Origin of the sequence: Pseudomonas sp. FJ2-5-13, from assembly GCF_029201605.1 — a bacterium.
GTDB lineage: Bacteria > Pseudomonadota > Gammaproteobacteria > Pseudomonadales > Pseudomonadaceae > Aquipseudomonas > Aquipseudomonas lactis.
In genome coordinates this window covers 1,531,630-1,549,876 of sequence record NZ_CP104045.1, presented here as the reverse complement: position 1 = coordinate 1,549,876, position 18,247 = coordinate 1,531,630, and the positions used below count along the sequence as shown (strand labels likewise).

Genomic DNA, 18,247 nt, shown 5'->3' with positions numbered 1-18,247 from the left:
AGTGGGTAAGTGTATAGAAAGCCATTTCAGCTTTTCAACTGAAAGCTTCACCCTGTACCCGGTCGACCACCTGCCTATAAATTAAGTTGCAGCTTTATAACGGATTTTAGACAGCTCGTATGACATTTTTTTGAAGCGATCCGTCACAATTTAACTCATGTACATCCCGCCGTTCACCGGGATTGTAGCCCCAGTCACGTATGCCGCACCGTCAGATGCCAGGAAAGTGACCACATTCGCGATCTCTTGAGCCTGGCCCAGACGGCCCAGCGGAATCTGCGTCAGCAAGGCTTCGCGCTGTGCTTCCGGCAGTTCGCGGGTCATATCGGTGTCGATGAACCCAGGGGCCACCGAGTTGACCGTAATCGACCGCGAGCCGACTTCACGCGCCAGTGCGCGGCTGAAACCTTCCAGGCCGGCCTTGGCAGAGGCATAGTTTACTTGGCCTGCGTTGCCCATGGCACCCACTACGGAGCCAATATTGATAATTCGGCCCCAACGCGCCTTGGTCATGCCGCGCAAAACGCCCTTGGACAGGCGAAACAGACTGTTCAGGTTGGTATCGACCACGTCGTACCACTCGTCGTCTTTCATGCGCATCATCAGGTTGTCACGGGTGATCCCGGCGTTGTTCACCAGAATAGCCGGCGCACCGAACTGAGCAGTGATCTGTGCCAGTACAGCAGCCACGGACTCATCGCTGGTCACATTCAGCTCAAGACCGGTGCCTTGTACGCCGTTTTCCTTCAAGGTCGCGGCGATACGTTCGGCGCCCGAGGCGGAGGTGGCGGTGCCGATCACAACGGCGCCCTGACGGCCCAGTTCCAGGGCGATGGCCTGGCCAATGCCACGGCTTGCGCCGGTAACCAGTGCAACTTTACCTTGCAGACTCATGCAGGCTTCTCCTAAGTACGGGATTCAGGCCAGTGCCGCGCGAGCGGCAGCGAAGGCTTCAGGGGTATTGAGGTTGGCGGTCGACACACCGTCGGCGCAGCGCTTGTTCAAGCCGGCCAGGACTTTGCCCGGACCGCACTCGACCAGTTCGGTGGCACCGTTGGCGGCCAGGGTCTGGACCGATTCAACCCAGCGCACTGGCTTGTACAGTTGCTCCAGCAGGTCGCGCTTGAGGGTGTCGAGGTCGGCGGCCACGGCCGCGCTGACGTTCTGCACCAGCGGAATCTGCGGCGCTTGCCAGTTGATGGCCGCGATAGACTCGGCAAAACGCTCGGCAGCCGGGCGCATCAGTTCGCAGTGGGACGGCACGCTCACCGGCAATGGCAGGGCACGCTTGGCGCCACGGGCCTTGCAACCTTCGATGGCACGCTCGACAGCCGCCTTGGCGCCGGCGATCACCACCTGGCCTGGGGAGTTGAAGTTCACCGCGCTGACCACTTCGCCTTGCGCCGCTTCGGCGCAGGCCTCGATCACCACCGCGTCGTCCAGGCCCAGGATAGCGGCCATGCCGCCCTGCCCGGCCGGAACGGCTTCTTGCATCAGTTGACCACGACGCTCCACCAGCTTGACCGCTTCAGCCAAGGTCAGGCTGCCCGCAGCCACCAGGGCACTGTACTCGCCCAGGCTGTGACCCGCGACAAAGGCAGGGCGTGCGCCGCCTTCTGCCAGCCACAAGCGCCATAGGGCGATCGAAGCGGTGAGGATGGCCGGCTGGGTTTTATCGGTTTGGTTGAGCAGCGCTTCCGGCCCTTGCTGGGTCAGTGCCCACAGGTCATAACCCAGGGCGTCGGAAGCTTCCTTGAAGGTGTCCAGGATCAGCGGGTATTGCGCGCCCAGCTCGGCCAACATGCCGAGGGACTGCGAACCCTGCCCTGGAAAGACGAATGCGAGGGATGTAGACATGTAACAAGCCCCTAATGATCTGGTCGTCAAAAATGCTCGGGCCTACGGTGGGCGCGAACGAAACTGACAGATTGGATGGTCAATTGAACTGGCCGGTCACATTTAAGCACTCCCGGGCCAATTCGCCTAAGGCAACAGATCCTCAAGACGGCCGTGCAAGCGTTGCGGCAGGTTCTCTTGAATCTCGATCAGGGCCCGCGCAATTGCACTTTGAAAGCCCAGCACACCGGCCGAACCGTGGCTTTTCACCACAATACCCTGCAGGCCAAGAAAGCTTGCACCGTTGTGCCGTGCTGGCGCCAGGTCGGCCTGCAAGCGTCGCATCAAGGGCAGCGCCAAGGCACCCACCATGCGTGACGCCAGGTTGCGCTTGAACAAAGCTTCGATACGCGTGGCAATCATAGTTGCCAGGCCTTCGCTGGACTTGAGCAGGATATTACCGACAAAGCCATCGCACACCACCACGTCAGCTTCGCCACGGTACAAACCATCGCCCTCGACAAAGCCGATGTAGTTCAAACCCCGCGCGCCTTGCAACAAGGTGGCGGCAAGCTTGACCTGCTGGTTGCCCTTGATGTCCTCGGTGCCGATATTGAGCAGAGCCACCCTGGGTCGGGCTACGCCGAGAGCCTCGGCGGCCACCGAACCCATTACGGCGAACTGCAACAGGTGCTCGGCGCTGCAATCGACATTGGCGCCCAGGTCCAGCAGTTGGCAATAGCCCTTCTGCGTCGGGATCGCCGCCACCATGGCCGGCCGATCAATACCCGGCAAGGTCTTGAGCACATGCCGCGACAACGCCATCAACGCGCCCGTGTTGCCGGCACTGACACAGGCTTGCACCTTGCCATCACGCAACAACTCAAGGGCCACCCGCATTGAAGAATCGGGCTTGCCACGCAGGGCAACCGCCGGCTTTTCGTCCATGCCGATGGTTTCGCTGGCTGGCGTAATCGTCAGGCGCGCGCGATCCACCGCCGGATGGCTGGCAATCAGTTCTTCAAGTAGGGAGGGTTGACCGACGAGGGTCAGGTGCAGCGAGGGCGTGGCAGACAGGCTGGCAATGCAGGCCTGAACAATGCTGCGGGGACCGAAGTCCCCGCCCATTGCGTCAATCGCGATGACTTGAGCAGACAAGTGATTACTCGTCAGCGCCCTTGTCGATCACTTTACGGCCACGGTATACGCCTTCTGGCGATACGTGGTGACGCAGGTGAACTTCACCAGTGGTCTTTTCCACAGACAGGGTGCTAGCCTCGAGAGCGTCGTGCGAACGGCGCATGTCACGGGCGGAGCGGGATTTTTTGTTCTGCTGAACAGCCATAATTGATTAACTCCTAAACGTTTGGGTCACGCTTTAACTGCGCCAATACACTGAACGGGTTGGACCGCGTTACCTCGTCCTCGCTCGGCTCGGCCTCGTCATCGAGACCCTCCGGCTGCTGGCATTCTTCCGGATGATGAGCAGGCACAATGGGCAAGGCGAGCAGAAGCTCCTCCTCGATCAGTGCATGCAGATCCAATGGATCTTCGCCCAGTTCCAGCACGTCATAACCTTTCGGCAACGACTGGGTATTCGCACCCTCTTTCACCACAGCATAACTGCATTCGCTGTGGATCGGCAGGGTGACCAGCTCAAGACAACGCTGGCAAACCATTTTGACTTCGGTGTCGATAACGCTGTGGATTACCACAGATTTACGTTCATCTCGTTCAAAAACGAATTGTGCCTGCACCGTACCGACAGTGTCGGAAAGCGGGTCGCAGAGTCTCTCCAAATCGGCCAGCAGCACTTCACCTTGAAGGGTGGTGCCACGATCAGCCAATTTGCGCGGGTCAACGTGAGGTGGAATCGGGTCATTCAACATAGGCGCAGCATTATAGGGATGCACCCGGCCATGTCAAAGGAAATTCAGCCCTGTGCGTCAGCCGGTCACGTCGCTAGAATCGGCGACTGCCTTGAGGAGACGTATATGCTGCCTTTATTACTCGCGTCCAGCTCGGTTTATCGCCGGGAATTACTGAGCCGCCTGCACCTGCCGTTCACCTGCAGCTCGCCGGATATCGACGAAAGCCACCGCCCGGATGAGTCCGCCATCGAACTGGTCAAGCGCCTGGCCGAGCAAAAGGCCCGTGCCCTTGCCGCAAGCCATCCTGGCCATTTAATCATTGGCTCGGATCAGGTCGCTGCACTGGAAGGCCGGATCATCGGCAAGCCCCACACCTACGAAAACGCTCGCGAGCAACTGCTGGCGGCCAGCGGCAAGCGCGTGAGCTTCCTCACGGGCCTGGCGCTGCTCAACAGCGAGACTGGGCACTGCCAGGTGGACTGCGTGCCGTTTACCGTGCAGATGCGTGAACTGGATGCAGAACGTATTGAGCGCTACCTGCGGATCGAGCAGCCTTATGACTGTGCGGGCAGCTTCAAGGCAGAGGGACTGGGTGTGAGCTTATTCCAGAGCACGGACGGGCCGGATGCGACCAGCCTTGTAGGGCTGCCACTGATTCGGCTGGTGGACATGCTGCTGACCGAAGGCGTGAAAATTCCTTAAGAACACTGCAAAACCAAATGTGGGAGCGGGCTTGCTCGCGAAAGCGGAGTGTCAGCCAATACAAGTGCGACTGATCCACCGCCTTCGCGAGCAAGCCCGCTCCCACATTTTGAGCTATGTCAGCCTTCAGATTTCAGCGCAGGGACGGCCCCTGGAAGCCCATATACAGAGCTAGCTTCTCCGCCACACTGGCACCGAGCTTCTTGGAGAAGCGATCAAACGGCGATTCCTCAACCGTAAAATCCACCAACTCCTTCTCGCCAATCACATCCCGCGCCACCGAACTGGCACTGCCCAGGCCATCGATCAGGCCCAGCGGCAACGCCTGTTCACCCGACCAGACCAGGCCGGAAAACAGCTCTGGATGGTCTTTATCCTTCAGACGATCCCCACGGCCCTGCTTGACGCTGGCAATGAACTGACGATGAGTAGTGTCGAGAACGCCCTGCCAGAACGCGGTTTCATCCGCCTTCTGCGGCTGGAAAGGATCGAGGAACGACTTGTGCTCACCCGAGGTGTAGGTGCGACGCTCTACCCCCAGCTTCTCCATGGCACCGACAAAACCGTAACCGGCCGCGGTCACACCAATAGAACCCACCAGGCTGGCCTTGTCGGCATAGATCTGGTCTGCGGCACTGGCAATGTAATAGGCGCCCGAGGCACCCAGGTCGGAGATCACGGCATAGAGCTTGGTATCCGGATGCAAGGCGCGCAGACGACGAATCTCGTCATACACATAGCCCGACTGCACCGGGCTGCCGCCTGGGCTATTGATGCGCAGGACCACGCCTTTGACCTTGGGGTCCTCAAAGGCCGCGCGCAGGCTGGTGACAATATTGTCGGCACTGGCAGGCTCCTTGTCGGCAATCACGCCGCGCACCTCGATCAAGGCGGTGTAATGACTGCCACGGGTGGCACTCTTTTCCATGTCCATCAGCGGGCTGAACAGCGCCAGCATCCCAAGCAGGTACACAAAGGTCAGCAGCTTGAAGAAAATCCCCCAGCGCCGCGAGCGCCGCTGTTCCTGGACGCTCGCCAGTAGGGTCTTCTCCAGCAGCTTCCAGCTTTTATCATCACCGCTCTCGGCCTTTTCAGGCGCTTTCCACTCGTCACTCATGCCATCAACCCCAGCAAAGACTTATCGGGCCCGGCTGAGCCAGGCCTGCAGTTCGGAAAAATGATCAATCGTCAGTCTCGGTTCGTATTGCTGCAATGCCTCGGCCGACTGGGCGCCGTAGCTGACCGCGACGCTGTCCATGCCCGCATTGCGCGCCATCATCAGGTCGAAAGACGCATCGCCCACCATCAATGCCTCGCGTGGCGTTACGCCACAGTGCGCAAGGATCTGCTCCAGCATCAACGGGTGGGGCTTGCTGGCGGTTTCATCCGCAGCGCGGGTGATATCAAAGTAATCTTCCCAGCCGTGAGCCTTGAGCACACGGTCCAGGCCGCGACGAGCCTTGCCGGTGGCGACCGCCAGGTGATAACCCTCGGCACGAAACGTTTCCAGCGATTGCACCACACCTTCAAACAGCGGCGAAGGCGTAGCTTCCAGCGCGATGTAGTGGTCGGCGTAGTGCTCGCGAAACGCTACCAGCTCGGCGTCGCTGATGTCGGGGTACAGGGTGCGAATGGCTTCAGGCAAGCCCAGGCCGATAATGCCCTTGACTGCCAGGTCCGTGCACAAGTCAAAGCCCGAGCGGGTCGAGGCCATGTGCATGGACTCGACGATGCGGCCAATGGAATTGGCCAGCGTCCCGTCCCAATCGAAGATCAGCAGCTTGTAGTCAAGGTGCGACACTCAAACGCTCCACGGTCTTGGCCCACATTTCATCGACCGGCGCCTGCAGTTTCAGCTCGCCGCCATCGGGCAGCGGCACGGTGAGCATGTAGGCGTGCAGGAACAGCCGCTTGCCGCCCAGGTCGCGAATTTCCTTGGAGAAATCCTCGTCGCCGTACTTGGTGTCACCGGCGATGCAGTGACCTGCATGCAGGGTGTGCACCCGAATCTGGTGGGTGCGCCCGGTCACCGGCTTGGCCTCGACCATGGTGGCAAAGTCCCCGAAGCGACGCAGCACCTTGAACAGGGTCAGGGCCTCTTTGCCCTCCTCGTCCACTTCGACCATGCGCTCGCCGGAGCGCAGGTTGCTCTTTTGCAACGGCGCACGCACGCTCTTGATCGAGCTGGCCCAGTTGCCGCGCACCAGCGCCATGTAGCGTTTGTCCACGCCATCGCCACGCAGGGCGGTGTGCAGATGGCGCAACATGCTGCGCTTCTTGGCGATCATCAGCAGGCCAGACGTGTCGCGGTCCAGGCGATGAACCAACTCCAGCTCCTTGCAATCGGGGCGCAACTGACGAAAGGCTTCGATCACGCCGAAGTTCAAGCCACTGCCGCCGTGAACCGCAATGCCACAGGGCTTGTTGATCACGATCAGCTTGTTGTCTTCGAACACAATCGACGCTTCCAGGCGCTGCAACAGGCCTTGGGCCAGCGGCACCGGCTCGTCGCGCTCAGGCACGCGCACGGGCGGCACACGGACGATATCGCCCGCCTGCAGCTTGTACTCAGGCTTGATGCGCCCCTTGTTCACGCGCACTTCGCCTTTGCGCAAGATGCGGTAAATCAAGGTCTTGGGCACGCCTTTGAGCCTGGCCAGGAGAAAATTGTCGATGCGTTGGCCGGCATATTCCGGCGAGACCTCAAGCAGCTGGACGCTGGGGGTCGGGGGGGCGGTAGTCGTCATGGCGGCGATGATAACAATTTTTTATGGAATTGAAGCACTTAATCATTACTGCTATAGTCGCGAACGCCGCCAAAAGCGGCCTGGACAGAGGACTTGCGGCAAACTGCCGGCCCTGACCATCGCAATTCATCAGGACGCGAGGCCGTCCTACGGGGCTTTCGCCACCCAGGAAGGCTCAAGATTGTAACAAGCGCAGGTGACATGAGGCCTGAAGCGAGTGCAGAAAGCAGAGTGAATACTCGCCTTTTGCGCCGATATTTACGGCCAGTTCACAAAGTGCAGTCAGTTTTGAGCCAGACCATGGCGAATGCTTCGGAAACAACGCCTGTTAAGAGCTGAGTGAGAGCGCAACCGCCCACACCTAGTCTTGTTTAGCCATGAGCGTGGACTCCCCATTGGAGTACACGGTAAATGCCAACCCGCTGCGGATTCTGCGCGCGGCAGCACCCGAATTATCAGGGATACGTGTAGGGTGGAGATGCACAACCGTCGGACTGTGTAGCACTAGGCTTGTTTTAGACGCTTCATCTCGTCCACAGTCGCCGGTTGATTCCTCCTCCTGACCTTAGCTTTTGTTGAAGTGGTGCCTTTGTCACCACCGCTAACGAGCAGGACGCGTCCGTCGCGATACCGGCCCAATTGGCCGATTTTGCTGGACACTGGAGTGGCCAACCACTCTTGACGCACCTGACACCGACCGTGAGAAGTCGTGTGTGCCGAACGCCGTTTCCGGCAGCCCGGAAACCGACGGTACAACATGAAAAGAATGCTGATTAACGCAACTCAACCCGAAGAGTTGCGTGTTGCACTGGTAGATGGCCAACGCCTCTACGACCTGGACATCGAATCCGGTGCACGCGAGCAGAAGAAGGCCAACATCTATAAAGGCCGTATCACTCGCATCGAACCAAGCCTTGAGGCTGCCTTTGTCGATTTCGGCTCCGAGCGCCACGGCTTCCTGCCCCTTAAAGAAATCTCCCGCGAATACTTCAAGAAAGCCCCCGAAGGCCGCGTGAACATCAAGGACGTCCTGAGCGAAGGCCAGGAAGTCATCGTCCAGGTCGAAAAAGAAGAACGTGGCAACAAGGGCGCAGCCCTGACCACCTTCATCAGCCTCGCCGGTCGTTACCTCGTACTGATGCCGAACAACCCACGTGCCGGCGGTATTTCCCGTCGCATCGAAGGCGAAGAGCGCAACGAACTGCGTGAAGCGCTGAACGGCCTGATCGCACCGGCCGACATGGGCCTGATCGTGCGCACTGCCGGCCTTGGCCGCAGCAGCGAAGAAATGCAGTGGGACCTCGATTACCTGCTGCAACTGTGGACCGCTATCAAAGAAGCGTCCCTGGATCGCTCCGCGCCATTCCTGATCTACCAGGAAAGCAACGTGATCATCCGCGCCATCCGCGACTACCTGCGCCAGGACATCGGCGAAGTGCTGATCGACAGCGTTGAAGCCCAGGACGAAGCCCTGACCTTCATCCGCCAGGTGATGCCGCAGTACGCCAGCAAGATCAAGCTGTACGAAGACAGCGTGCCGCTGTTCAACCGTTTCCAGATCGAAAGCCAGATCGAGACCGCCTTCCAGCGCGTGGTCGAACTGCCTTCCGGCGGCTCCATCGTGATCGACCCGACCGAAGCCCTGGTGTCCATCGACATCAACTCGGCGCGTGCGACCAAAGGCAGCGACATCGAAGAAACCGCCCTGCAGACCAACCTGGAAGCGGCTGAAGAAATCGCCCGCCAGCTGCGCCTGCGTGACATCGGCGGCCTGATCGTCATCGACTTCATTGACATGACTCCTGCCAAGAACCAGCGCGCCGTGGAAGAGAAAGTCCGCGAATGCCTGGAAGCTGACCGCGCTCGCGTGCAAGTCGGCCGCATCTCGCGCTTCGGCCTGCTGGAAATGTCCCGTCAGCGCCTGCGTCCATCCCTGGGCGAGAGCAGCGGCATCGTTTGCCCACGTTGCAACGGCACCGGCATCATCCGTGACGTTGAATCGCTGTCCCTGGCGATCCTGCGCCTGATCGAAGAAGAAGCCCTGAAAGACCGCACCGCCGAAGTTCGCGCACAAGTGCCGATTCCGGTTGCGGCCTTCCTGCTCAACGAAAAACGTAACTCGATCACCAAGATCGAACTGCGCACCCGTGCCCGTATCGTCATCCTGCCGAACGATCACCTCGAAACGCCGCACTTTGAAGTCCAGCGCCTGCGTGATGACAGCCCGGAAGCCCACAGCGGCCAGTCCAGCTATGAAATCGCCGCGGCTGCCGCCGAAGTAGAAGAAGTCCAGCCAGCCGCTGCGACCCGCACCCTGGTTCGCCAGGAAGCGGCCGTGAAGACTGCACCGGCCCGCGCCAACGCACCGGTACCGACCGAAGCCGCCGCCCCGGTTGCCGCGCCAGCCGCCCTGCCTGAGCCAAGCCTGTTCAAGGGCCTGGTGAAGTCGCTGGTCAGCCTGTTCGCCACCAAGGAAGAGCCTGCCGCCCCGGTTGTGGTTGAAAAACCTGCCACCGAGCGCCCGGCGCGCAACGAAGAACGTCGCAACGGTCGCCAGCAGAGCCGTAACCGCAATGGCCGCCGTGACGAAGAGCGCAAGCCTCGCGAAGAACGTGCCCCGCGTGAAGAACGCGCACCACGCGAAGAGCGTGCGCCTCGCGAAGCCCGCGAAGAAACCCCGACCGTCGCCCGTGAAGAACGTGCACCGCGTGAAGAGCGCGCCCCACGTACCCCACGCGCTCCACGCGAAGACCGCAAGCCACGTGGCGAGCGTGAAGAACGTGTGCGTGAACTGCGCGAGCCTCTGGACGCGGCACCTGCCGTTGCCGCTGCCGCAGCCGTTACCACCGAAGAACGCCCGGCCCGCCAGCCGCGTGAAGAGCGCGCACCCCGTGAAGAGCGCCAACCGCGCCCGCCACGTGAAGAGCGTCAACCACGCGCCGAGCAAGCCGCTGCCGCCAGCGAAGAAGAAGTACTGACCGGCGAAGAGCAACTGCAGGAAGACGGCCAGGACAACGCCGAAGGCGATCGTCCACGCCGCCGCTCCCGTGGCCAGCGTCGTCGCAGCAACCGTCGTGAGCGTCAGCGTGATGCCAACGGCAACGTGATCGAAGGTTCGGAAGAAGCCGGCGAAAACCCAGAAGCTGCCAACAACGAACCAACAGGCGCCGAACTGGCTGCCGGCTTGGCCGTTACCGCTGCCGTTGCCAGCTCGGTCATCAGCGCCCCCGCTGAAGCCCAGGCTCACGAGCAAGCCGAACGCGCTACCGCTGCCGTCGAAGACACTGTTGCCGTAGAAGCGCCAGCCGCCGAAACCCCAGCGGTCGAAGCGCCGGTTGTTGAAGCGCCAGTCGTTGAAGCCACAACCCCTGTCGAAGCCCCAGTGGTTCCGGAAGTGGAAGTTGCCCCGGTTCGCGATGCACAGCCAGAAACCGAAGCGGTTGCCGTTGAACCGGCTCCAGTGGTTGAGCCTCAGCCAGTAATCGAAGCGGCTGTAGAAGCTCCGGTAGTCGAAGAAGCAGCCCCGGCCGTGCGTGAAGTTCGCGAAGAACAGACCGCCTTCCAGTGGACCGCCGAACCGGCTGCCCCGGTTGAAGCGCCAGCACCTGCCCCAGTGGTAGAAGAAGCGTCGGCACCGGTTGCCGAAGTCGTCGCCGAGCCAGCCCCAGTGGTTGAGCCGACGCCGGTTGCGGAGCCTGCGCCTGTGGTTGAAGTTGAAGCCCCGGTGGTTGCCGAAGTGGCCGCCCCTGTGGTTGAAGCCGCACCTGCAAGCGCCCTCACCGAAAACGGCCGTGCGCCGAACGACCCACGTGAAGTGCGTCGTCGCCGCAAGGAAGCCGAAGCTGCTGCAGCCGCAGCCCAGGCGGTAGAGCACAAGGCCCCGGAAGCAGAGCACGAGCCTAAACCCCTCGTCTGATTCCAACCGCCACTAAAAAGCCCCGCCTGAGTGATCAGGCGGGGCTTTTTTATGACGATCAACTTGAGCCTTGTGGCGCCCCAAATGTGGGAGCGGGCTTGCTCGCGAATACGGAGTGTCAGTCAGTGAATAGGGCGACTGATGTATTGCATTCGCGAGCAAGCCCGCTCCCACATTCAGCCTGCGTTGAAACTTAATAGCCGGGGTGTATCTACATCCCACAAGACTCCAGGATCAAGTACAGGCACCTCCCTCAAGGCGGCATCCGCAAACAACGATCTGGCCCCACGGTCGCCGACCAAAGCCAGCAAACCGGGGCCAAACGCACGGTCAAACGCCACAGGATGTCCATATTCCCCCGCCTGTACGGGGACGCTGATGGCACCCTCCTCCAGCGCATCAATCACCCGCTCGATACTCGATGACTGAATAAACGGCATATCCCCCAACACCACCAGCCACCCATCCGCTGCACCGCTGGCCTTGACCGCCGCCGCAATGCTGTCGCCCATCCCGCTCGAGTCCAGCAGTACAACCTGACAGCCATAAGCCTCTGCCAAACGGATAACCTCCCCGCGCTCCGGCGAAGTCACCAACCAGCGCTCAACAAGTGTCGCCGGCAGATTCACCAGCACCTGCTCGATGACCGGACGGGTAACGCCGTCCAGCCCCACACAAGCGGCAAGCAACTTATCTTGATCCGCTCCGGCTTCGGCACGAAAACGACTGCCCTGCCCCGCCGCCAGCACGATTGCGGTCGCCGTCACTCGGCCACCACTGCCAACGGCTTTTTCTGCATCGGTGCCACCCCGTTCTTGATCGCAACAATTTCCGCCATCAGCGACAGCGCAATTTCCGCCGGCGTATGGCTGCCGATGTGCAGGCCGATCGGCCCGTGCAAACGCGCAATGGCCTCCGCCGACAGGCCCAGCGCGGCCAGGTTCTCCCGACGCTTCTGGGTATTGACCCGCGAACCCAGGGCGCCGATATAGAACGCCCTGGAGTTCAGTGCCGTCAGCAACGCCATGTCATCCAGACGTGGATCGTGGGTGAGGCAGACAATGGCCGTGCGTTCATCGGTATGAATATTCAACACCGCCTCGTCGGGCATGCCCGGCACAAAGCGGCCATGCTGGTCTTCCCAGCCGTAGACGAACTCTTCGCGGGGGTCGCAGATCAGCACTTCGAAATCCAGCAGGCGCGCCATTTGCGCTACGTAGCGCGACAGCTGCCCGGCGCCAATCAGCAGCAGGCGCCAGCGCGGGCCGTAGATGGCGCGCAAGCGTTCGCCGTCGAAGCTCACCACATCGGTCTTGCTGGCGGCGCTCAAGGTCACCTCGCCCGTGGCCAGATTCAGCTCGCGAGCGACAATCTGATGATCTTCACAACGCGCCAGCAGCGCTTGGACCCAACCCCACTCTTCCACGCGCTCCTCGGTGAGCCGCAGGGTGCCGCCGCAGGGCAGGCCAAAACGTGCCGCTTCATCGCGAGTGACGCCGTAGGTCACCAACTGCACAGGCGGGCCGTCAGCAGGCAAGCGGCCATCTTGCAGGCGCGCAATCAAGTCATCCTCGATGCAACCGCCCGACACCGAGCCAATCACCACGCCATCACCGCGCAGGGCCAGCATCGCCCCCGGCGGGCGCGGCGCGCTGCCCCAGGTTTGCACCACGCTGTACAACATCACGCGCTGCCCGGCACGGCGCCATTGCAGCACGCTGCGCAGGACGTTCAGATCCACACTGTCCATCAGGCCTCCGGTAAGTACTGTCGCGTTCACTGTAAACCAAAAATATCCGTTGTATCCCGCCAGAAACGCAAACGCCCCGAACCAGTCGGGGCGTTTGCGGATAGCGTTGGCGTCAGTTCACGCCAGCAGCCACTTACTTGACGACAGGCGCCGGGCCTTCAGCCACGCCCAGGTCATCGAGCTCGCGGGTTTCGGAGATACCGGTACCGCCAGACGCCAGTTCGCTTTGCAGCTTGTCGGTGTCCAGTTCCTTGACCCACTTGGCCACAACGATGGTGGCAACTGCGTTACCCACCAGGTTGGTCAGGGCACGGGCTTCGGACATGAAGCGGTCGATACCCAGGATCAGCGCCAGGCCGGCAACCGGCAGGTGGCCAACGGCCGACAGGGTAGCGGCCAGTACAATGAAGCCCGAACCGGTTACGCCAGCAGCGCCTTTGGACGACAGCAGCAGCACCAGCAGCAGGGTGATCTGGTGAGTGATGTCCATGTGGGTGTCGGTCGCCTGGGCGATGAACACAGCCGCCATGGTCAGGTAGATCGACGTACCGTCGAGGTTGAAGGAGTAACCGGTTGGAATCACCAGGCCGACCACGGACTTCTTCGCGCCCAGGCGCTCCATCTTGATCAGCATGCGTGGCAGTGCGGATTCGGAAGAAGAGGTGCCCAGTACGATCAGCAGTTCCTCACGGATGTAGCGGATCAGCTTCAACACGCTGAAACCGTGAGCGCGGCAGATAGCGCCCAGCACCAGTACCACGAACAGGATGCAGGTGATGTAGAAGCAGATCATCAACTGGCCCAGTTGCACCAGCGAACCGACACCGTAGGCGCCGATGGTGAACGCCATGGCGCCCAGGGCACCGATTGGCGCGAGCTTCATGATCATGTTGATGATGTTGAACATCACGTGGGCGAAGCGATCGATGAAGTCCAGCACCGGCTTGCCGTAGGCACCCAGGCGGTGCAGGGCGAAACCGAAGATCACCGAGAACATCAGCACTTGCAGGATGTCGCCATTGGCGAACGCGCCGACGATGGTGTTCGGGATGACGTTGAGGATAAAGCCGACGATGCTCTGGTCTTTACCCGCGGTGACGTAGGCCGCCACTTTGGAAGCATCCAGGGTCGCGACGTCGATGTGCATGCCGGCGCCCGGCTGCACCACGTTGACCACGACCAGGCCAATCAGCAGGGCGATGGTGGAAACGATTTCGAAGTACAGCAGCGCGTAGCCGCCGGTCTTGCCGACCGACTTCATGCTTTGCATGCCAGCGATGCCGCTGACCACGGTACAGAAGATGATCGGGGCGATGACCATTTTGATCAGCTTGATAAAGCCGTCACCCAGTGGCTTGAGGGCCACGCCGGTCTGCGGGTAGAAGTGGCCGAGCAAGATACCGATAACGATTGCGACGATCACCTGGAAATACAGGGATTTGTAGATTGGCTGACGAGTCGTCATTGCAAAGTTCCTCAATCGTCCCGTGTGGCAAATATCCGCCATTGCCCACGGCACTTGAATTGCGAACCCTCCTGCACTGGAGGGATTTGTTGTTTGCCAAGCCTGTAGGAACAAGCCTGCGCTGTAATCCCTATCGCAAACAGCGTGCCACTTTGCTTAAACGCGCTGAAGGCCTTTAGACATCAGGGCTTGGGGTTCACAGGCGACTCTGGTGTGTGCAACAAGGTGGCGGATTTCCGCCCAGCCATCCTGTCTCGTCCTACAATTTGGCGGATATCCGCCTTGTCGCCCCGCCGGGTGATGGCTACCATCCGCCACTCCATGGATGAGGCCCTTGCATGCGTGAACGTACCATCGCCAGTCATTACGCCCGAGCAGCCCTCGGCGGTGCGCGCCGGGCCGGTTTTGACTACTCGGGGGTGTTGCAGCAGGTGGGCATTACCCCGGAACTGCTGACCGAGCCCCGCGCCCGCATCGCTCCAGAGCAATTTACCCGCTTGTTGCAAATGCTCTGGCTGGGGCTGGATGACGAATACCTGGGGTTTGCCGAAGGGCCGAGCAAACGTGGCACTTTTGCCATGATGTGCCACGCGCTGATTCATTGCCGCACGCTGGAGAAGGCCCTGGAGCGCGGCTTATTGTTTTACAGCCTGTTCCCCCAAGGCCCGCGCTGGCAGCTGACCAAAGAAGGCGACATGGCGCGCCTGAGCCTGGACGACTCGCAGCTATGGGACCCGGATCACTTCCTCAGTGAATGCCTGCTGGTGATCTGGCATCGGCTGGGCAGTTGGCTGATCGGCCAGCGTATCCGGTTGCAGCAGGCCACCTTCAGTTACCCGATGCCGGCCCATGCCGGTGAATATGACCTGCTGTTCCCCTGCCCCCAGGTGTTCGGTGCGCCGACCAGCAGCCTGGTGTTTCCCAGCCGCTACCTGAGCCTGCCGCTGTTGCAGGATGAACGCACCCTCAAGCACTTCTTGCAGCGCTCGCCTGCCGACTTGCTGTCGCGCCCGGATGAAGGCGACAGCCTGAGCAGCCAGTTGCGCCGCCTGCTGAGCCGCGACCGCACGCCCTGGCCAGACCTGGAAGCCGTCGCCCAGCACCTGCACATCAGCCCACAGACCCTGCGCCGGCATCTGCGCGAAGAAGGCACGAGTTTTCAGGCATTGAAGGATGAGTTACGCCGGGATATCGCCATTTACCACTTGGGGCGGGCGGATTTGTCTTTACAGGAGATCGCCGAACAGTTGGGGTTTTCCGAACCGTCGGCGTTTCATCGGGCGTTCAAGAAGTGGACGGGGTTGACGCCGGGGGCCTACAGAGCGCAGGAGAGTTAGAGATGTATCGACTGGGAGGGCCTGTCCGCAGGCAAGCCAGCTCCCACAGTTGAACGGGTTTACATTCAAAGGTGGGAGCTGGCTCCCACACTGTTTCGCAGGGTGTCAGATATTGGCCCGCAGGATGCTATCGGGTAGCGCTTCACCGCGTTCGACACTTGCTGCTACAGCCGCGATCAAACCCTCCAGCTCATAGCCCTGCCCCGCCAGCCACGCCTGATCATAATAGGTCGTGGCATAACGCTCTCCGCCATCGCACAAGATCGCGACAATCGACCCCGACGCCCCCGCTGCTTTCATCTGTTGCGCCGCCATCAGCGCACCGATCAGGTTGGTCCCGCTGGAACCACCCACTCGTCGCCCCAAACGCTCAGCCAGGTAATGCATGGCCGCCAGGGACAATGCATCTGGCACCTTGACCATGGCATCAATCACCGCCGGCAGGAATGATGCCTCCACCCGTGGGCGGCCAATCCCTTCAATCCGCGAGCCGCAGTCCAGGCGCAGGCTAGCGTCACCGCTTTGGTAGAAGTCGAAAAACACCGAGCGTTCGGCATCGGCACACAACACGCGGGTGCAATGCTGGCGATAACGCACGTAGCGGCCCAGGGTCGCGGTGGTGCCGCCGGTGCCAGGGCTGGAAATCAGCCAACTCGGCTCCGGGTGCTGTTCAAAGCGCATCTGCTGGAAGATCGACTCGGCAATGTTGTTGTTCGCTCGCCAGTCGGTGGCACGTTCGGCGTAGGTGAACTGGTCCATGAAGTGGCCGCCGCTTTCCTGGGCCAGGCGTTCGGATTCGGCGTAGATCTGCGTCGGGTCTTGGACCAGATGGCTTTTGCCGCCGTAGAAGGCGATTTGGGCGATCTTTTCTTGAGAGGTTGTAGCGGGCATGACGGCAATAAACGGCAAGCCGAGCAGACGCGCGAAGTAGGCTTCCGAGATCGCGGTGGAGCCACTGGACGCTTCGATGACGGGGGCGCCCGGCTTGAGCCAGCCATTGCATAGCGCATACAGAAACAGCGAGCGCGCCAGCCGGTGTTTCAGGCTGCCGGTGGGGTGGCTGGACTCATCTTTGAAGTACAACTCGATGCCTGGCAAACCCGGTAATGGCAGCGGGATCAGGTGGGTATCGGCGCTGCGCTGGAAGTCCGCTTCAATGATGCGAATGGCTTCGCGGGCCCAGTTACGGTGGTCGCTCATGGTGGCTTCTCTAAAGGTTTTCAGCGGTGATCTTAAGATGTTTCCTACACTCCACACAGATACAGTGATGACGCAATCGGACACACAATTGCTAGTCTTTGGCTCACCGATGCCCCGGGCCATCTCTTATAACAAATAAGAATATAACTTTTGTTTTAACAACTAACGGTACGGGTTAGGGTACCCACCTATTGAACCTGGATTGGAGAGCATCCCTTGCCTCTGCGTAGCACTTTCACCCGTTTCTTCCAGCTGGAAGCCGCCAGTGGCCTGTTGTTGATCGCCGCTGCCGCCTTGGCGCTGATTATCAACAACTCCCCGTTGTCGCACCTGTACAACGCCTTTCTCGACACGCCAGTGGTTGCACAGGTTGGCGCGCTGAAAATCGCCAAGCCGGCGCTGCTATGGATCAACGATGGCCTGATGGCCCTGTTCTTCCTGCTGATCGGCCTGGAGGTCAAGCGCGAGCTTCTGGATGGCCACCTGTCCAAGCCTTCCCAAGTGGTGCTGCCTGGCGCAGCGGCCATCGGCGGCATGGTGGTGCCGGCGCTGATCTACTGGGCGCTGAACAAGGACAACCCCGCCGCCCTGGCCGGCTGGGCGATCCCTATGGCCACCGACATTGCCTTTGCGCTGGGCGTTCTGGCCCTGCTGGGCAAGCGCGTACCGGTGTCGCTGAAGCTGTTCCTGATGACCCTGGCGATTATTGATGACCTTGGGGCCATCATCGTCATTGCCCTGTTCTATTCCGCTGACTTGTCCACCGCATCCCTGGCGGGCGCGGGAGCGTGCTTGATTGCGCTGATTGCGATGAACCGCCTGGGCGTGGTCAAGCTGGGGCCGTATATGATCATCGGCCTGATCCTGTGGGTGTGCGTACTCAAAAGCGGTGTGCATGCGACGCTGGCTGGCGTAACCCTGGCGTTCTGCATTCCACTGCGCACCAAGAATGCCGAAACCTCGCCGCTGCTGAGCCTGGAACACGCCCTGCACCCATGGGTGGCCTACGCCATCCTGCCGCTGTTCGCGTTCGCCAACGCCGGGGTCTCTTTGACGGGCGTCAGCCTGGAAAGCTTCACCCACTCCGTGCCCATGGGCATCGCCGCCGGCCTGTTGATCGGTAAGACCGTCGGTGTGTTCGGCCTCACCTGGCTGGCGATCAAGACCGGCATCGCCTCACTGCCCAGCGGCGCCAATTGGGGCCAGGTATTGGGCGTAGCGATCCTGTGCGGGATCGGCTTCACCATGAGCCTGTTCGTCGGCTCCCTGGCGTTTGTGCCAGGCGCCAGTGAGTTTGCCGGGGAAGATCGCATGGGCATTCTGACCGGGTCGATCCTGGCGGCCTTTATCGGGTATGCGGTGACGGCGATGGCGAGTCGCAAGAAAGCCGTCGTTGCATGATTGAAGTAGGAGCGAGGGGGAC

General features: G+C 60.9%; 16 protein-coding genes. 4 read left to right on the top strand and 12 right to left on the bottom strand.

Annotated elements, in window-relative coordinates:
• Nucleotides 1-150: 150 nt before the first annotated feature.
• From fabG to N2A98_RS06860, 5 genes are all read right to left on the bottom strand, one after another.
• The gene (gene fabG, locus N2A98_RS06880) at nt 151-894 is read right to left on the bottom strand and encodes a 3-oxoacyl-ACP reductase FabG (RefSeq protein WP_003189275.1); all 744 of its coding nucleotides are present in this window, start codon (nt 892-894) and stop codon (nt 151-153) included.
• A gap of 24 nt (nt 895-918) precedes the next feature.
• A complete protein-coding gene (gene fabD / locus N2A98_RS06875; protein WP_014719563.1) occupies nt 919-1,857 on the bottom strand; it encodes an ACP S-malonyltransferase in 939 nt (312 codons plus the stop codon).
• Nucleotides 1,858-1,983: 126 nt separating this feature from the next.
• Nucleotides 1,984-2,994 carry a phosphate acyltransferase PlsX gene (gene plsX, locus N2A98_RS06870; RefSeq protein WP_082239708.1) on the bottom strand — a complete coding sequence of 337 codons (1,011 nt, stop codon included), beginning with the start codon at nt 2,992-2,994 and terminating at the stop codon, nt 1,984-1,986.
• A 4-nt stretch (nt 2,995-2,998) separates the two neighbouring features.
• Nucleotides 2,999-3,181: a 50S ribosomal protein L32 gene (gene rpmF, locus N2A98_RS06865; protein WP_003179396.1), complete on the bottom strand. Its 183-nt coding sequence runs from the start codon at nt 3,179-3,181 to the stop codon at nt 2,999-3,001.
• A 13-nt stretch (nt 3,182-3,194) separates the two neighbouring features.
• On the bottom strand, nt 3,195-3,725 hold the full coding sequence (locus N2A98_RS06860; RefSeq protein ID WP_032893131.1) for a YceD family protein: 531 nt from the start codon (nt 3,723-3,725) through the stop codon (nt 3,195-3,197).
• Nucleotides 3,726-3,830: 105 nt separating this feature from the next.
• Between N2A98_RS06860 and N2A98_RS06855 the strand changes: the two genes are divergently transcribed.
• Complete coding sequence (locus N2A98_RS06855; protein WP_047710250.1) at nt 3,831-4,409, top strand: nucleoside triphosphate pyrophosphatase; 579 nt, start codon at nt 3,831-3,833, stop codon at nt 4,407-4,409.
• Nucleotides 4,410-4,542: 133 nt separating this feature from the next.
• Here the strand turns inward: N2A98_RS06855 and N2A98_RS06850 are convergent, their stop codons facing one another.
• Genes N2A98_RS06850 through rluC form a run of 3 tightly spaced genes read right to left on the bottom strand, consistent with a single transcriptional unit; the run spans nt 4,543 to nt 7,156 of the window.
• A complete protein-coding gene (locus N2A98_RS06850) occupies nt 4,543-5,526 on the bottom strand; it encodes a S49 family peptidase (protein WP_069558638.1) in 984 nt (327 codons plus the stop codon).
• Nucleotides 5,527-5,547: 21 nt separating this feature from the next.
• Nucleotides 5,548-6,210: an HAD-IA family hydrolase gene (locus N2A98_RS06845; protein WP_044272659.1), complete on the bottom strand. Its 663-nt coding sequence runs from the start codon at nt 6,208-6,210 to the stop codon at nt 5,548-5,550.
• Nucleotides 6,197-7,156: a 23S rRNA pseudouridine(955/2504/2580) synthase RluC gene (gene rluC, locus N2A98_RS06840; protein WP_003189264.1), complete on the bottom strand. Its 960-nt coding sequence runs from the start codon at nt 7,154-7,156 to the stop codon at nt 6,197-6,199. Before rluC ends, N2A98_RS06845 begins: the two co-directional genes overlap by 14 nt.
• Nucleotides 7,157-7,922: 766 nt before the next feature.
• On the opposite strand from rluC, the gene rne reads away from it, so the two are divergent.
• Complete coding sequence (gene rne, locus N2A98_RS06835; protein WP_192904171.1) at nt 7,923-11,072, top strand: ribonuclease E; 3,150 nt, start codon at nt 7,923-7,925, stop codon at nt 11,070-11,072.
• A gap of 176 nt (nt 11,073-11,248) precedes the next feature.
• On the opposite strand, the gene N2A98_RS06830 is transcribed toward rne, so the two are convergent.
• The 3 genes from N2A98_RS06830 to N2A98_RS06820 all read right to left on the bottom strand — a co-directional run bounded on the left by N2A98_RS06830 (nt 11,249) and on the right by N2A98_RS06820 (nt 14,287).
• A complete protein-coding gene (locus N2A98_RS06830; protein ID WP_275623180.1) occupies nt 11,249-11,839 on the bottom strand; it encodes a nucleotidyltransferase family protein in 591 nt (196 codons plus the stop codon).
• Complete coding sequence (locus N2A98_RS06825) at nt 11,836-12,822, bottom strand: XdhC family protein (protein ID WP_044272651.1); 987 nt, start codon at nt 12,820-12,822, stop codon at nt 11,836-11,838. The genes N2A98_RS06830 and N2A98_RS06825 overlap by 4 nt, the downstream gene beginning before the upstream one ends.
• A 133-nt stretch (nt 12,823-12,955) precedes the next feature.
• On the bottom strand, nt 12,956-14,287 hold the full coding sequence (locus tag N2A98_RS06820) for a dicarboxylate/amino acid:cation symporter (RefSeq protein WP_003189258.1): 1,332 nt from the start codon (nt 14,285-14,287) through the stop codon (nt 12,956-12,958).
• Between the two features lie 338 nt (nt 14,288-14,625).
• Between N2A98_RS06820 and N2A98_RS06815 the strand changes: the two genes are divergently transcribed.
• Nucleotides 14,626-15,624: an AraC family transcriptional regulator gene (locus tag N2A98_RS06815; RefSeq protein ID WP_014719572.1), complete on the top strand. Its 999-nt coding sequence runs from the start codon at nt 14,626-14,628 to the stop codon at nt 15,622-15,624.
• Between the two features lie 105 nt (nt 15,625-15,729).
• On the opposite strand, the gene N2A98_RS06810 is transcribed toward N2A98_RS06815, so the two are convergent.
• On the bottom strand, nt 15,730-16,824 hold the full coding sequence (locus N2A98_RS06810; protein WP_044272646.1) for a PLP-dependent cysteine synthase family protein: 1,095 nt from the start codon (nt 16,822-16,824) through the stop codon (nt 15,730-15,732).
• 216 nt (nt 16,825-17,040) lie between these two features.
• On the opposite strand from N2A98_RS06810, the gene nhaA reads away from it, so the two are divergent.
• Complete coding sequence (gene nhaA / locus N2A98_RS06805) at nt 17,041-18,225, top strand: Na+/H+ antiporter NhaA (RefSeq protein ID WP_044272643.1); 1,185 nt, start codon at nt 17,041-17,043, stop codon at nt 18,223-18,225.
• Nucleotides 18,226-18,247: the final 22 nt, after the last annotated feature.